9 protein-coding genes are annotated in these 15,735 nt (G+C 67.7%); 6 read left to right on the top strand and 3 right to left on the bottom strand.

Features of this window, described 5'->3' with window-relative positions; genetic code table 11:
* Window positions 1-77: 77 nt before the first annotated feature.
* On the bottom strand, window positions 78-1,559 hold the full coding sequence (locus ABQY74_RS16765; RefSeq protein WP_065048770.1) for a leucyl aminopeptidase: 1,482 nt from the start codon (window positions 1,557-1,559) through the stop codon (window positions 78-80).
* Between the two features lie 107 nt (window positions 1,560-1,666).
* On the opposite strand from ABQY74_RS16765, the gene lptF reads away from it, so the two are divergent.
* A complete protein-coding gene (lptF, locus tag ABQY74_RS16760) occupies window positions 1,667-2,749 on the top strand; it encodes an LPS export ABC transporter permease LptF (protein ID WP_024939128.1) in 1,083 nt (360 codons plus the stop codon).
* Window positions 2,746-3,852, top strand: coding sequence for an LPS export ABC transporter permease LptG (gene lptG, locus ABQY74_RS16755; RefSeq protein ID WP_024939127.1), 1,107 nt, complete (start codon window positions 2,746-2,748; stop codon window positions 3,850-3,852). The genes lptF and lptG overlap by 4 nt, the downstream gene beginning before the upstream one ends.
* A 154-nt stretch (window positions 3,853-4,006) precedes the next feature.
* Here the strand turns inward: lptG and ABQY74_RS16750 are convergent, their stop codons facing one another.
* The gene (locus ABQY74_RS16750) at window positions 4,007-4,468 is read right to left on the bottom strand and encodes an RDD family protein (RefSeq protein WP_102583497.1); all 462 of its coding nucleotides are present in this window, start codon (window positions 4,466-4,468) and stop codon (window positions 4,007-4,009) included.
* A 187-nt stretch (window positions 4,469-4,655) separates the two neighbouring features.
* Here ABQY74_RS16750 and xerD point away from each other — a divergent pair, with 187 nt between their 5' ends.
* From xerD to purL, 3 genes are all read left to right on the top strand, one after another.
* Window positions 4,656-5,627 (top strand): site-specific tyrosine recombinase XerD, encoded by a 972-nt coding sequence (gene xerD, locus ABQY74_RS16745; protein ID WP_102583496.1) that lies wholly within the window; start codon window positions 4,656-4,658, stop codon window positions 5,625-5,627.
* A gap of 136 nt (window positions 5,628-5,763) precedes the next feature.
* On the top strand, window positions 5,764-6,567 hold the full coding sequence (locus tag ABQY74_RS16740) for a DsbC family protein (RefSeq protein ID WP_016902881.1): 804 nt from the start codon (window positions 5,764-5,766) through the stop codon (window positions 6,565-6,567).
* A gap of 389 nt (window positions 6,568-6,956) precedes the next feature.
* Window positions 6,957-11,003 (top strand): phosphoribosylformylglycinamidine synthase, encoded by a 4,047-nt coding sequence (gene purL, locus ABQY74_RS16735; RefSeq protein ID WP_349792391.1) that lies wholly within the window; start codon window positions 6,957-6,959, stop codon window positions 11,001-11,003.
* Between the two features lie 131 nt (window positions 11,004-11,134).
* Here the strand turns inward: purL and ABQY74_RS16730 are convergent, their stop codons facing one another.
* Complete coding sequence (locus ABQY74_RS16730) at window positions 11,135-11,428, bottom strand: hypothetical protein (protein WP_349792390.1); 294 nt, start codon at window positions 11,426-11,428, stop codon at window positions 11,135-11,137.
* Between the two features lie 321 nt (window positions 11,429-11,749).
* Between ABQY74_RS16730 and ABQY74_RS16725 the strand changes: the two genes are divergently transcribed.
* Window positions 11,750-15,718 (top strand): YadA-like family protein, encoded by a 3,969-nt coding sequence (locus ABQY74_RS16725; protein WP_349792388.1) that lies wholly within the window; start codon window positions 11,750-11,752, stop codon window positions 15,716-15,718.
* The last annotated feature ends 17 nt before the right edge of the window (window positions 15,719-15,735 follow it).

The following is a 15,735-nucleotide window of genomic DNA, read 5'->3' as shown; positions in this document are numbered from 1 at the left end:
CACGGCACCGCCGCGACCTCGAAGGTCGCGGCGGTGCCTGAAAGGAAAGGGCTTTCACGATTCCCTATTCCCGATTTTCAATTCCCACCTTCGGCGCGGTCCAGCAACCACTGGGTCAACAGCCCCACCGGGCGGCCGGTGGCCATGCCGCGCTTGCCTTCGTCGCTGGCGACGCCGGCGATGTCCAGATGCGCCCAGCGCTGGTTCTCGGTGAAGCGCGACAGGAAGCAGCCGGCGGTGATCGCGCCGCCCCAGCGGCCGCCGATGTTGTAGACGTCGGCGAAGGTGGAATCCAGCAGGCCCTGGTACTCGTCCCACAGCGGCAGGCGCCAGGCGCGGTCGAACACGTGCTCGCCGGCGGCCAGCAGTTCGTTGGCCAGGTCGTCGTGCTTGCTCATCAGGCCGGCGGTCTGGTGGCCCAGCGCCACCATGCAGGCGCCGGTCAGCGTGGCCACGTCCACCAATGCTTCGGGGTTGAAGCGCTCGGCGTAGGTCAGCGCATCGCACAGGATCAGGCGGCCTTCGGCGTCGGTGTTGCCGACCTCGATGGTCTTGCCGGACATGCTGGTGATCACATCGGAGGGGCGATAGGCATTGCCGTCAATGGCGTTTTCCACCGCCGGCACCACCACCACCAGGTTGATCGGCAGCTCGGCCTTGACGGTGGCCACGAAGGTGCCGATGACGTTGGCGCCGCCGCACATGTCGTACTTCATTTCCTCGATGCCGCCCTGCGTCTTGAGGTTGACGCCGCCGGTGTCGAAGGTGATGCCCTTGCCGACCAGCACGTACGGACGCGCGTCGCCGCCGCCGTTCCACTTCAGCACGATCAGCCGCGGGCGGTTGGCCGAGCCACGCGCCACCGACAGCAGCGAGCCCATGCCGAGCGACTCCATCTGCGTCTCGTCCAGGATCTCGGCCTCGGCGCCGGGGAACTTGCCGGCGAACGCGGCGGCGGTTTCGGCCAGATAGGCCGGGGTGCAGTAGTTCGGCGGCAGGTTGCCCAGCTCGCGGGCGAATTCCACGCCCTCGGCGGTGGCCACGCCCACGGCCAGTGCACGGGCGTCGTCGCCGGCGATCGCCAGCGTGGTCAGGCCGGTCTCGTCGACCTTCTTCTTGCCCAGCGTGGCGGTGTAACGGTAAGCGGCGTGGTCGCTGACGATGATGGCCTGGCGGATGTTCCAGGCGCTGTCGCGCGCCTTGACCGGCAATTCGGTCAGGGTGAGCAGGGCGGTGCCGACCGGGCCGGTCTTCAGCGCGCGGGTCGCGTCGCCGATCGCCTTGAGGTACGGCGCCACGCCAAACTTGCCGGCCTCGCCCAGGCCGACCACCAGCACGCGCGGGGCGGCGACGCCGGGCAGGTCGTGCAGCAGGCTGGTGCTACCGGTCTTGGCAGCCACATCGCCACGTGCCACCAGGGCCGTCAGACGGCCCTGGCTGGCGCTATCGAGTGCCTGGGCAGCGGGCGACAGGGTCTTGTCGGCGAACACGCCAACCACGATGCAGTCGACGGCGGCGCTTGCCGGCGCGTCTTGGTTCAGGGTGAATTGCAGGGCCATTGATCAGATTCCGTAGGCAAATCCGTACAATCGCGGGCTGTTTACGCCAACCGGACTAGGCTGGCGCCGCCGCGAACGAATCCGAGAGTTTAAAACAAGCCCACCCCATGCCGAAGCTCGATCGATACCTGCTTAGCGATTTCACCCAGAGCTTCCTGGCCACCTTGATCGTGCTGCTGGTCGTCAGCGTCGGCGGTGTGCTGGTGGATATCCTCGGCAATATCGCCGATGGCCGCATCCCTGCTCGCTTGCTGCTGTCTCAGGTGGGCCTGCAATTCGTTGCGTATCTGCCGATCATCCTGCCGCTGGCGCTGATGCTGGGGCTGTTATTGGCACTGGCGCGGCTGTACCGCGATTCAGAAATGGCCGTCATCACGGCTATCGGTGTGGGCCCGCGGCGCATGTTGCGGCCGATGCTGATGCTGGTGGTGCCGGTGGTGGTGGTGATCGGGCTGTGCTCGCTGTGGCTGGGCCCCTGGGCCAGCCGCACCGCCGAGACCATGCTGGAAGACGCCAACCGCAGCATCGTGATGGCCGGCCTGGAGTCGGGCAAGTTCACCCCGCTGTCTGGTGGCGGGGTGGTGTACCTGACCACGATCTCGGCCGACGGCAAGGGCCTGGGCAAGGTCTTCATGCAGCGCCAGAAGGACGACCGCATCGATGTGGTCACCGCCGACCGCGGCGCGATGTTCTTCGAAGGCAAGGCCGACCGTTATCTGCGCCTGGAGGACGGCTACCGCATCGAGGGCCCGGCCGCCGGCAATACCCTGGACTACCGCCTGATGAAGTTCGCCAGCAACGATGTGGCCTTGCCCGACCGGACCCAGGTGCACGATGCCAACGACCCGGAAGTGATGTGGACCACGCAGTTGCTGTCGGACCAGCGCCCGGCCGCGCGCGCGCAGCTGCATGAGCGCCTGGCACCGCCGCTGCTGGCGCTGGCCTTCGCGCTGCTGACCCTGCCGCTGTCGCGCAGCGCGCCGCGGCAGCAGCGGTATGGCCGGATCATGCTGGCCTTCCTGGCGTACATGGTGGGCACCAATCTGATGATCGTCGGCACCCAGTGGATCGCCAATGGCAAGACGCCGGCCGCGCTCGGTCTGTGGTGGCTAACCCTGCCGCTGCTGGCGGTGGCGATCTGGGCGTATGCGCGCGATGGCCGCGTGCGTCGGCCGAGGGTGCGCGCATGAGGCTGATGCCGCGGGTGCATGACTGGTACATCGGGCGTGCGGTGTTGTTCACCGTGCTGCTGACATGGGCGGTGCTGCTCGGCCTGGACCTGGTCAACGCCTTCGCCAGCGAGGCCAAAAGCATCGGCCAGGGCAGCTACAGCTTTGGCCATGCGGTGGCCTATGTGGCCTATACCGTGCCGCGCCGGGCCTACACCTTGTTTCCCACCGCGGCGGTGATCGGCGCCTTGATGGGCCTGGGCCAGCTGGCGGCAACGTCCGAGCTCACCGCGCTGCGCGCGCTGGGCGTGTCGCGCAAGCGTATGTCGGCCTCGGTGGTGGCGGCCATGGCGCTGCTGACCGCCACCATGGTGATCAGTGGCGAGACGGTGGGGCCGTGGGCACAGAACCAGGCCGATACCCTCAAGACCAGCGCCCGCTACAACAGCAACATGGCCGGCTCGCGCTATTCCGGCCTGTGGGCGCGCGAGGGCGACACCTTCCTCAATGCGCTCAGCGGCGAAGAAAAGCTGCTCGACGGCGGCGGCACCGCGCTGGACCTGCACGATGTGCGGCTGTACCACCTCGATGCCAGCGGCCGCATGCAGCAGCTGACCTACGCCGCGCTGGCCGAGAACCGCAACGGGACCTGGACGCTGCGCCAGGTGCGCCGCGACACCTTCCAGGAGCGCTCGGTGCAGCGCGAAACCTTCCCCGAGCTGCCGTGGCAATCCCAGCTCAGCCCGGCGGCACTGGCGGCCGGGCTGGCCAAGCCGCGCAACCTATCCGCGCGCGATCTGGAACAGAGCATCGAGTACCGCCGCCGCAACGGCCTGGACGCACGCGACTACGAAGACCAGTACTGGAGCCGCTGGTTCTATCCGCTCAACGTATTGGCGCTGTGCCTGGCGGCAATCCCGTTCTCGTTCGGTTCGCTGCGTAGCGGCGGCCTGGGCAAGCGGCTGTTCCTGGGCATCCTGTTCGCGCTGGGGTTCTGGCTGCTGCAGCTGTTCTTCGGCCGCATGGCCGGCGCACTCAAGCTGGATTACCGCATCGCCTACGCGCTGCCGCCGATGGTGATGCTGGGCGTGTCGGCATGGCTGTTCCGACGGCGCAGTAGCTGACGCCGATGCGGCGGTTCAGTGTGTTCGGAACCTTGCTCTGCCTGTTCTGAGCAGCGGTTGCCGCTCCACGCGTGTAGGCGGTCAGTAGATCGCATGACCGCCGCACTCCTGCGGCGCCTGGCGTAAAGATCGGCAAGAGGCCGGCCTGGTCGTTTCAGCGCTTGGGCGTGCGCTGCAGCCGGGTGCCGCTGGCGCGGTCGTGCCAGGCCAGGCGATCGCGGTCCAGCCAGGCCCACCAGAACCCTGCGCCAGCCAGGGCCAGCGACAGCGTGCCGACGGCATAGCGGATCCAGAGCGCGCGCCAGGAGGCTTGCGGCCCGACCAGCGACAACCGCCACGGGCGCATGCCCAGGGTCTGGCCACCCCGTCGCCAGCTGACGGTGGCGTACACCCCGGCGGCGATCCAGCAGCACAGCCACAGCAGCCATTGCCAGCCGCTGAAGGGGGCAATGTTTTCGCGGGCCGGGTGCCCGGCAAGCGTAAAGCCCAGCGTGAACGCGGCGGAGATCAGCATCCATAGCGCCAGGACCGGCCAGGCGTCGTAGCACAGGGCCAGCAGGCGCCAGACCACCAGGGCGGGCGGGCGCGCGCTGCGCGGTGAAGGGGACGAGGTCATGCCGCGAGCATAGCCGGCGCAGGCGATCGGGCAACGTCGCGCTGCGGCAATCCCGCGCCGGGCCGGGCCTGTGCGTCGAGTCAGGAGCGATGTGCTGGGTGGCTTGTCGAGGCAAGCCGCACCGCCAATCCCGCTCCTGGCCGACACGGCGCGCCGCAAATCGCATGTCACGCTCTATGCTGTTGCGATGTCAGCCAGCAGTCCCGCCGAACGTCGCCAACTGGCGCAACACCTGCCACCGGTGCAGGCCGCCGATGCTGCCGCCATCGAACGCTTCCTGGACCGGTTATGGGCCGAGCAGGGCGTGGCACGGCAGACCCTGGACAGTTACCAGCGCGACCTGGAAGGGCTGGCGCGCTGGCGCGACGGTGCTGGCGGCGGCCTGCTGGGTGTCGATCGGGCGGCGTTGTTCGACTATCTGCGCTGGCGCACCGAGGCGCGTTATTCGCCGCGCAGCAATGCCCGGCTGTTGTCGACCCTGCGTGCGTTCTATGGCTTGTGTCTGCGCGATGGCCTGCGCAGCGACGACCCCACCGCACTGCTGGACCCGCCACGTTTGCCGCGCTCGCTGCCCAAGGCGCTGACCGAAACGCAGATCGAGGCGCTGTTGGCCGCGCCCGAGATCGACACGCCGCTGGGCCTGCGCGACCGCGCAATGCTCGAGCTGATGTATGCGGCCGGCCTGCGCGTCAGCGAACTGGTCAACCTGCCGGCGGTGGGGGTCAACCTGCGCCAGGGCGTGTTGCGTGTCACCGGCAAGGGCAGCAAGGAGCGGCTGGTCCCGCTGGGCGAGGAATCCCAGCACTGGCTGGAGCGGTATCTGAGCCAGGCGCGCCCACTGCTGGCCAGCCACAAGGCAGTGGCGGCAGTGGACGGGCAGGTGCCGTTGTTCATCGATGCAGCGCGGCAGCCGCCCAGCCGCCAGCAGTTCTGGGCGCTGGTCAAACGCTATGCGGCGGTGGCCGGGATCGACCCCGCCACGGTCAGCCCGCACGGGCTGCGGCACAGCTTTGCCACCCATCTGCTCAACCACGGTGCGGACCTGCGCGCGCTGCAGATGCTGCTGGGTCACAGCTCGCTGTCCACCACGCAGATCTACACCCTGGTGGCGCGTCAGCACCTGCAGAAGTTGCACGCCGCCCATCATCCGCGCGGCTGACTGCGGTCGCAGGCGCAGCGGCATCCCCCCCGCGGCCCATTCAGCGGCTCCGCCGGCAAACAAAGCGTCCCGCTCGCTGCCTGGCTTCATCTGCGCTGTGCGAGAATCCAGGCACCCCATTCCACTGGATGCGTGAATGTATCGTCTTGCCATCGCCGCGCTGCTGGGCGCAATCAGCCTTACCGCCTGCGCGCAATCCTCGCAGCCTGCGGCAAGCAATGCCGGCGCCAAGCCAGCTGCCGCCGCTGCTCCCGCCGCTGCGGGCAATGTGGACCAGCGTGTGAGCGTCGCGCTCAAGGCGCTGGATCCGGATTTCAAGCCGGACTACATCGGCGCCGCGCCGTTTCCCGGTTTCCGCGAAGTGGTGGTCGGCGGGCAGGTGCTGTACGTCAGCGACGACGGCCGTTACCTGATCCAGGCGCAGCCGTTCGACATCCAGAACAAGCAGTTCGCTGCCAGCCCGGGCCTGCTGGCCTACCGCCGCAAGCAGCTGGAGACCGTGCCCAAGGCCGACCGCATCGTGTTCGCACCGGCAAACCCCAAGTACACCGTGACGGTGTTCACCGACGTGGAATGCGGCTACTGCCGCAAGCTGCACAGCGAGATCGGCGAGCTCAACAAGCAGGGGATCGCGGTGGAATATCTGGCGTTTCCGCGCATGGGCCTGGGCAGCCAGGACCACAAGGAAATGATCGCGGTGTGGTGCGCGGCCGACCGCAAGCAGGCACTGACCGCGGCCAAGTCCGGGCAGCCGGTGAATGCCAAGGACTGCAAGAACCCGGTGTCGATGGAATACACGCTGGGCCAGCGTCTGGGCGTCAACGGCACCCCGGCGATCTTTGCGCCGGACGGCACCCAGCTCGGTGGCTACCTGCCGCCGGCGCAGCTGCGTGAGGCGCTGGAAAAGCGCGCGGTCAGCACTGCCGGCGGCAGCCGCTGAGGTATCCCGCAGCGGCGCCGGGATGCTGGCCGCTGCGGCGGTCGGTGTGATCGATCAGGAGGCCGGAATGCATGCATTCCGGCCTCCTTGCGTTTCAGGGTCGGGCTGGCTGCACGGTTGATGCGGTGAGAGCGGCGGTGGGCTGGCATTGGCCTGCGCTGCCGACGTTGCCATCGCGGAGACCGGCCCAAAGGCAGCTGGGCGCGACAATCCCTGCTGGCATCGCCATCCGCCTTTGCCGTCGCCGCATCGGCCGGCACGCACCGAATCCGGCCCGGGCTGTGCGAATGATCACCGCATGGATCGGTGGCCCACCCACGCCGGGTCCGGCGCCGACGCATCAGCTCCGTTACAATCTGCAGCCCCGTTTCTGACACGGTTCCCCGGACATGATGGTCCTCGAGGGCGCTTCCGCCCTTTCGCCGTTCCGCCGCGCTCGGCTCGAAACCCGCCTGCAAACCCTCGTTCCCGCGCTGCGCATCACCGGCGCCTGGCACGTGTACTTCATCCGCGCCGAGGCCGGGCAAGCGCCCGACCAGGCCACCTTGCAGCGGATCCTGCAGGCCGAAGCCGCCCCCGCGCCGCAGGCCGAGGATGCTTCCTCGCGCTATGTGGTGCCGCGTCTGGGCACCTTGTCGCCGTGGTCGAGCAAGGCCACCGAACTGGTGCGCGGGGCCGGGCAGCCGATCCAGCGCGTGGAGCGCGGCACCCGCATCGATCTGGCCGGCTGGCCGGCCGACGAAGCGATGCAGGCCGCCGTGGCCAAGCTGCTGCACGACCCGATGACGCAGTCGCTGCTCGGCTCGGCCGCGGCCGCCGAGGCGCTGTTCAACGTACCCGATCGCGGACAGTTGCAGCGCGTGCCGCTGGCGGCGCTGGAACAGGCCAACCGCGACCTCGGCCTGGCCCTGGCGCAGGACGAGATCGACTACCTGCGCGAACGCTTTGCCGAGCTGGGCCGCGACCCGGCCGATGTCGAGCTGATGATGTTCGCCCAGGCCAATTCCGAGCACTGCCGGCACAAGATCTTCAATGCCAGCTGGACCATCGACGGCAAGCCGCAGGAACGCTCGCTGTTCCGCATGATCAAGCATACCCACCAGCAGACCCCGCAGCACACCTTGTCGGCCTACAGTGACAACGCGGCGGTGGTGGAAGGCGTGCCGGCCGCGCGCTATCGCCCGGATCCGGCCAGTGGCGAGTACCGTGCCGAGGCGGTGCTGCCGTCGGCGTTTGCGATCAAGGTCGAAACGCATAACCACCCGACCGCGATCGCGCCGTTTCCCGGCGCCGCCACTGGTGCCGGTGGCGAGATCCGCGACGAAGGCGCCACCGGCCGCGGCGGCAAGCCCAAGGCCGGGCTGACCGGGTTCACGGTGTCGCATCTGCGCATCCCGACCCTGCCGCAGCCGTGGGAGGCGCCGCGCGCGCTGAACCCGCGCATGGCCCCGGCGCTGGACATCATGCTCGACGGCCCGCTCGGCGGCGCCGCGTTCAACAACGAATTCGGCCGGCCGAACCTGCTCGGCTATTTCCGCAGTTTCGAGCTTGCCGAAGGTGAGGGCCTGACCCGCGCCTACGACAAGCCGATCATGCTGGCCGGCGGCCTGGGCGCGATCGATCGCAATCAGGTCGAGAAGCTGCGCCTGCAGCCCGGCGATGCGGTGATCGTGCTGGGCGGCCCGGCGATGCTGATCGGCCTGGGCGGCGGTGCGGCCAGCTCGGTGGCGGCCGGCGACAGTGCCGAGGCGCTGGATTTCGCCAGCGTGCAGCGCGAAAACCCGGAGATGGAGCGCCGCTGCCAGGAGGTCATCGACCGCTGCGTGGCGCTGGGCACCGATAACCCGATCCGCTGGTTCCACGACGTGGGCGCCGGCGGCCTGTCCAACGCCATCCCCGAGTTGCTGCACGACTCCGGGGTGGGCGGCATCATCGACCTGGGCCGCGTGCTCACCGACGACCCCTCGCTGTCGCCGCTGGAACTGTGGTGCAACGAATCGCAGGAGCGCTACGTGCTGGGCGTACCGCAGGCACGCCTGGACGAATTCGCCGCCATCTGCGCGCGCGAACGCTGCCCGTTTGCCGCCGTCGGCGTGGCCACGGCCGAGGAGCGGCTGGTGGTTGGCTATGGCGTCCTCGACGCCGGGAATCGGGATTCGGGAATCGGGAATGGCAACAGCACGCTGCCGGCTGCCGATGTCGCTTCTCACCATTCCCCATTCCCCACTCCCGATTCCCCGCTCCCGATCGACCTGCCGATGGACGTGCTCTTCGGCAAGGCACCGAAGATGCATCGCGATGCGGTGCATCCGCCGGCGCCGCAGTGGCCGGTGCTGCAGACCGCCGCGCTGGACTTGCAGCAGGCCGGCCTGCGCGTGCTGGCGCATCCCACGGTGGCGTCCAAGAGCTTTCTGGTGACCATCGGCGACCGCAGCGTGGGCGGCCTGACCGCGCGCGAGCAGATGATCGGGCCGTGGCAGCTGCCGCTGGCCGATTGCGCGATCACCCTGGCCGGCTTCGACACCTTCGCCGGCGAGGCGATGTCGATCGGCGAGCGCACCCCGCTGGCGTTGTTGAACGCCGCCGCGTCGGCGCGCATGGCGGTGGGCGAGGCGATCACCAACCTGTGCGCCGCGCCGGTGCAGACGCTGGACAGCATCAAGCTGTCGGCCAACTGGATGGCCGCCGCCGGTCACGCCGGCGAAGACGCCCTGCTGTACGACGCGGTGCGCGCGATCGGCATGGAGCTGTGCCCGGCGCTCGAGCTGAGCGTGCCGGTGGGCAAGGACTCGCTGTCGATGCAGGCGCAGTGGGTTGTCGGGAATGGAGAATCGGGAATCGGGAATGGCAAAACGCCGCAGCCCTCCGCTTCCACCATTCCCCATTCCCCATTCCCCATTCCCGGTGAAACCCACAAGAGCGTTTCACCGGTCTCATTGATCATCAGTGCATTCGCGCCGGTCGGCGATGTGCGCACGCAGTTGACGCCGTTGTTGCGTAGCGACGAAGAGAGCGAGCTGTGGTTGATCGGGCTGGGTGGCGGCAAGCAGCGCCTGGGCGGTTCGGTGCTGGCGCAGGTGTATGCCGATGCTGCGGCGCTGCCGGCGTTCGGCGGCGAGGTGCCGGATCTGGACGATGCGCAGCGGCTGCGCAGCTTCTTTGAACTGATCCGCGCAGCGCGCGAGAGCGGCCTGTTGCTGGCGTACCACGACCGCAGCGATGGCGGTGCGTTTGCGGCGCTGTGCGAGATGGCGTTCGCTTCGCGGCAGGGCCTGGACATCACCCTCGATGCCTGGGGCGACGATGCGTTCCGCAGCCTGTTCAACGAAGAACTGGGTGCGGTGGTGCAGATCGCCAGCGAGGACCGCGCCGCGTTTGCCGATCTGGTCGAGCGGCATGCGCTGACCGAGTGCGCGCAGCGCATTGCACGCCCTACCGGCGCGCCACGCATCCGCGTGAGCGGGCAGGGCAGGGTGCTGGCCGAGTGGCGTTGGGAAGAATTGTTCGATGCCTGGTGGTCGGTGACGCACGCCATGCAGAAACTGCGCGACAACCCGGATAGCGCCGATGAAGAGCGCGCGCTGGCACGCGACTTCAAGGCGCCGGGCCTGCGTCCGAAGCTGGTGTTCGATCCCTCCGAAGACGTGGCCGCGCCGTTCGTGGCGACCGGTGCGCGGCCCAAGGTGGCGATCCTGCGCGAGCAGGGCGTCAACGGGCAGATCGAGATGGCCTACAACTTCGAGCGCGCCGGTTTCCGTGCGTTCGACGTGCACATGAGCGACCTGATCGAAGGCCGCGTGGATCTGGCGCAGTTCTCCGGGTTTGCCGCCTGTGGCGGCTTCAGCTACGGCGACGTGCTGGGTGCCGGCCGTGGCTGGGCCACCTCGATCCTGGAGCGCTCGGCCTTGCGCGACGCGTTCGCCGCGTTCTTTGCGCGCAGCGATACCTTCGCGCTGGGCGTGTGCAACGGCTGCCAGATGCTCAGCCAGCTCAAGGACATCATTCCCGGTGCCGAGCACTGGCCGCGCTTTTTGCGCAATCGCAGCGAGCAGTTCGAAGCGCGCACCGCCTTGCTGGAGGTGGTGGAGTCGCCGTCGATCTTCCTGCGCGGCATGGCCGGTTCGCGGATCCCGGTGGCGGTGGCGCATGGCGAAGGCCGCGCCGAGTTCGACACCGTGGTGGATCAGGCGGCTGCCCGTGTGGCCCTGCGCTTCATCGATGGCGATGGCGCGGTCGCATCGCAGTACCCGCTCAATCCGAACGGCTCGCCGGACGGCATCACCGGCCTGACCAGCAGCGACGGCCGCGCCACCATCCTGATGCCGCATCCGGAGCGCACCCCGCGCACAGCAAACCTGAGCTGGCACCCGGCCGACTGGGGCGAGGACTCGCCGTGGCTGCGCATGTTCCGCAACGCGCGGGTCTGGTGCGGTTGAGGGTAGGGAGGTGTGCGGCGTGAGCTGAAGCGCCGTACCAACCGTGTCATTGGACGGCCGTGTGCAGCGATGCACACGGCCGTTGTCGTTTCCGGTGTCGGGGCTGCGTGACTGCTTGCGTTGGTATCGAGTCATTCGACCGTTGCCGCGAGCAGCGTGGCGATGCGTGGTGCTTTATGAGCAAGAAAATGCATGGCCGCGGTTGGGTCGACTGCAGGCTCCGAAAGAGCCAGGCTCGCCTGAAGCAGCTGCCAATGGCTGCCACGTCCTTGCACGCAGCGCGCGCATCGGCAGGACACTCGAGAAAAACGCGGTTTCCCAGCCTGGCCTGCGGCCAGCACAAGGCTTGTCGCCATCACGTTGCATGCGTTGCCGATGGGGGCGAACGCCTGCGGTCGCATTGGCGCAGTTGCGATGAACTGCATTTAGTGAAGGTCGAAACATGGTTTACTTTAAGTAACTATCAAAACTACTAGGTATTTAGTTGAAGTATCTGGTGATGCTGCTTGTGTGACGTCAATCTCAATTGAACTTTTGGTTTTTCAATAGATTCAGACCACGTTATGAATCTTCGATTCGTGGCGTTTCTGCAGCACTTTATGGATTGATCGTGGATGCTTTTGCGCGGGTAGTTCCCGCTGCAGAAGCAGGGCGAGTGCGTTTTCGATAAACCTCAGGGGGACCGTGCGATGCAATCGCACGGTGGTCGGTTTTTACATGCCAGACCAATGGGGAGTAAGTCGTTAATGAAGCGAATTCAATTGGATGCCGGTGGTGAGCAGCGTGCTCATCGCCGAACGGTAAGGCTTGCCCGCGACACGGGAAATCAAGCGCTATATCGATCTGCGGGGCATGCGCGCGGCAGGCTGGCGGCGGCAATGCTGCTGGCGCTTGCCGGCATGGCTGGAGTTGCCCAGGCCACGACCACGCAAGCCGACGCGCTTGCACATTGCACGGTGGTCCAAGGCCAACAGCGTTGCGACACCGATGCGGCGACAAGCGACAGCGCCGCGCCTGCAACAGCGAGCGCGCAAGCAGCGGCAACGCCTGCGGCCGATGCCGATGCACCGGCGTTTGCGGATGGGCAGGATGCGCTGGCCCTGGGCAATGCGAGTAATGCGCTGGGCGATGGAACCAGCGCGTTCGGCGGCGGAAGCCTGGCCTTGGAGCGCGACGCCACCGCGATCGGACACAACGTGTCGGCCGCAGGGGAGTCGGCAACCGCCGTCGGCAGCGTGGCAACGGTCTACGACTACGACGCATCCGGATTTGTCATCGGGCAACGCGAACAGGCCACGCAGGCGTCCGGTGTGGGGGCCACCGCCGTCGGCGGCGGTGCAGTGGCTGGGGATCCGTTTTCCAGCGCTGTAGGCAGCGGCGCCAGCGCCACTGGCGTGCAGAGCAGCGCGCTGGGTTATCGCGCACAGACCTTCAACGACGGCGCCACCGCCATCGGCGGCTTGTCCACGGCCAGTGGTTTTCTTTCCACCGCCGGCGGCTACAGTTCGCGTGCCAGCGGAGACACGTCTACGGCCTTCGGTTACCGGGCGCGCAGCCAAGGCAGCAGCAGTATCGCGGTGGGCGATACCGCATTGGCCAGTGGCGTGCAGAGCGTGGTGGTCGGTGGCATCAGCAACTTCGGCTCGATCACCGCTGCCACCGGAACAGGTAGCATCGCGCTCGGCGCAGGTGCGCAGAGCCAGTCCGATTATGCGATTGCCATTGGCTACGATTCCAACATCTTTCCCAATGCGCCAGGCAATACCGATGCAGTGGCTATCGGCCATAGCGCGGGTTCGTTCGCACCACGCACGGTGTCGCTGGGTGGCTTCTCATTGGCGATGGGCGATGGTGGCATCTCGATCGGTCACGACAGCACCGCCTACACTGAAAACAGCATCGCATTGGGCGCACGTGCCGGCACCTCGTGGTTCAACGGCAACAACACCGCGATCGGTGCAGATTCCGAAACCAATGGCATCGATGCGGTGGCGATCGGCTATGGCGCGCGTGTGGGCGATTTTGTCGATGATGCCTGGAACCGCTCTGCCTCCAGTGCCGTTGCACTGGGCGCGCATTCCTACGCGAACCGCAGCAACACGGTGTCGGTTGGCGATGTGCAGGCGGGGCTGACGCGGCAGATCACCAGCGTGGCGGCAGGCACCGAGGCCAATGACGCAGTCAATGTCGCCCAACTCGACAGCGTGCGTGCGGTGGCCGACCGTCTCGACAGCACGCTGGCCATTGGCAAGACCGATACGGGCGAAGTCGCTGCCCATGTAGACGGACTCAATGCGCTGGCGTTGGGGAGCGCCAGCAACGCGATCGGCGATGGTGCCAATGCGCTGGGTTCGGGCAGTCTGGCGCTCGGGCGCGATGCCGTGGCCGTCGGCCGCAACGCCAGCGCGGCCGATGCCTCGGCCGTTGCAGTGGGTGGCGTCGCGTCCGTGCCGGTATTCGATGCGGCGGGTTCCATCGTCGGTGCGCAGGAACAGGCCACCCTGGCCCAGGCGCGCGGCGCAGCGGCGCTGGGCAGCGGGGCGATTGCCACGCGCAGCTTCGCCACCGCGGTCGGCACGGGCGCAGCGGCCAGCGGTGAGCAATCGATGGCGGCGGGATTCAGCGCACGTGCGCAGGATGATGTTGCCACCGCGGTGGGTGCGTTCTCGACCGCGCGCAGTACGGCGGCGTCGGCTTTCGGTTTTGGTGCGCGGGCCGATGCGAGCATGACCACGGCGGTGGGCTTCAATGCCTCCAGTCTTGGCGAGAGCAGTGTTGCCGTGGGCAGTCTGGCGGTTGCCGCCGGCGAGCGCAGCGTGACGCTCGGCGGCATGTCGCTGATCAGCTCCACGCTCAGGCCGGCGGGTGCGTTCCGGGTCGGTGGTGTTGCCATCGGCGCCGGTGCGCGCAGCGACGGCGATTACGCCGTTGCGCTTGGCTACAACGCCAACGTGTTCTCCAACGACAACAATACCGACGCGGTGGCGATCGGCCATAGCGCCGCGTCGTTCGCTCCGCGCACGGTGTCGCTGGGGGCATTGGCATCGGCCGAGGGCGCGGAGGGCATCGGCATCGGCTATGACGCGCGTGCCACCTCCAGCAGGAGCATCGCGATCGGGAGCGGTGCCAATACGTCGATCCTCTATGGCGACAATATCGCGCTGGGAACCAACGCCAAGGCGGATGCACCCGATGCGATCGCGATCGGGCGCAATGCCAACGTGGGCGTGTTCGTCGGTGAAACGGGCAGCGCGGCGGTGGCATTGGGCGTGCAATCCAATGCGCTGGGCAACAACAGTCTGGCAGTGGGCTACAACGCGTTTACCCGCGAGGGTGGACGTGATGCCGTCGCACTCGGTGCCAATGCCGGTGCCAGCGGTGCCGATTCGGTTGCGCTGGGCGCAGGTTCGCGCAGCTACGAGGCCAACGTGGTGTCGGTGGGCAACGGCAATGGCCGCGGCGGCCCGGCCACGCGCCGCATCGTCAATGTCGGCAATGGTGCGATTGCCGGTGCCAGTACCGATGCGATCAACGGCGGCCAGCTGTTCCAGTCGTTGAGCAATGCCGCCAGCTTCCTCGGCGGTGGTGCGGCAATCGGTGTGCAGGGCGTGTTCGTTGCACCGACCTACGTGATCCAGGGCAGCAGTTACCGCAATGTGGGCGAGGCACTGACTGCGCTGGACAGCAAGGTCAGCGAGCTGGATGCGCGTGGTGGTACGGCGACGCCTGGCGCTGCGGCGCGTTCGGTTGCGGCGCGTGTGGCAACGGCGCCAGCCCCTGCTGCGGACGCCTCAATTGTCGCCACTACCGCAGATGCGACAGACGATGGCCTGCTGTCGACATCGCTGGCGGCTGACGGCATGGCCGACAGCGCGGTGTCTTCAGTCACCGCAACGGCGAGCGGGCTTGCCGCAAGCAACGCGGTCCAAGGCACGCCCACCGCCGCAACGGTCGGCAGCATCACCCCGGCTGCAACGTCTACCGCCGTCGGCACGGCCGCAGTGGCCAACCACGTGACCGGTACCGCAATCGGCGGCAGCGCGTATGCGCATGGCCCCAACGACACCGCGATCGGCAGCAATGCGCGCGTCAATGCCGATGGCAGCACCGCGGTCGGCGCCAATACGCAGATTGCCGCGGTGGCGACCAATGCGGTGGCGATGGGCGAAGGCGCGCAGGTCAGTGCGGCCTCCGGCACGGCGATCGGCCAGGGCGCACGTGCCAGTGCGCAAGGTGCGGTCGCGCTGGGGCAAGGGTCGGTTGCCGATCGTGCCAACACGGTGTCGGTGGGCAGCGTCGGCGGCGAGCGTCAGGTGGCCAACGTGGCCGCCGGCACGCGAGCCACCGATGCGGTCAACAAGGGCCAGCTGGACAACGGCGTTGCCGCAGCCAACAGCTATACCGACAGCCGCTACAACGCGATGGCCGACAGCTTCGAGACCTACCAGGGCGACATCGAAGACCGTCTGCGTCGGCAGAACCGTCGCCTGGATCGTCAGGGCGCGATGAGCTCGGCGATGTTGAACATGGCCGCCAGCGTCGGTGGCATCGCCACGCAGAACCGCGTCGGTGCCGGCGTCGGTTTCCAGAACGGCGAGTCGGCGTTGTCGGTGGGCTATCAGCGTGCGATCAGCCCGCGCGCCACCTTGACGGTGGGCGGCGCACTCAGCGGTGACGACCGGTCGATCGGCCTGGGTGCCGGCTTCGGCTGGTAGCGCAGCTCTTGCCATCG

The sequence above is a fragment of the Xanthomonas sp. WHRI 7064 genome (assembly GCF_040202355.2).
GTDB lineage: Bacteria > Pseudomonadota > Gammaproteobacteria > Xanthomonadales > Xanthomonadaceae > Xanthomonas > Xanthomonas arboricola.
Note: the sequence above shows the minus strand (reverse complement) of the source record. Positions and strands in the feature narration are given on the sequence as shown.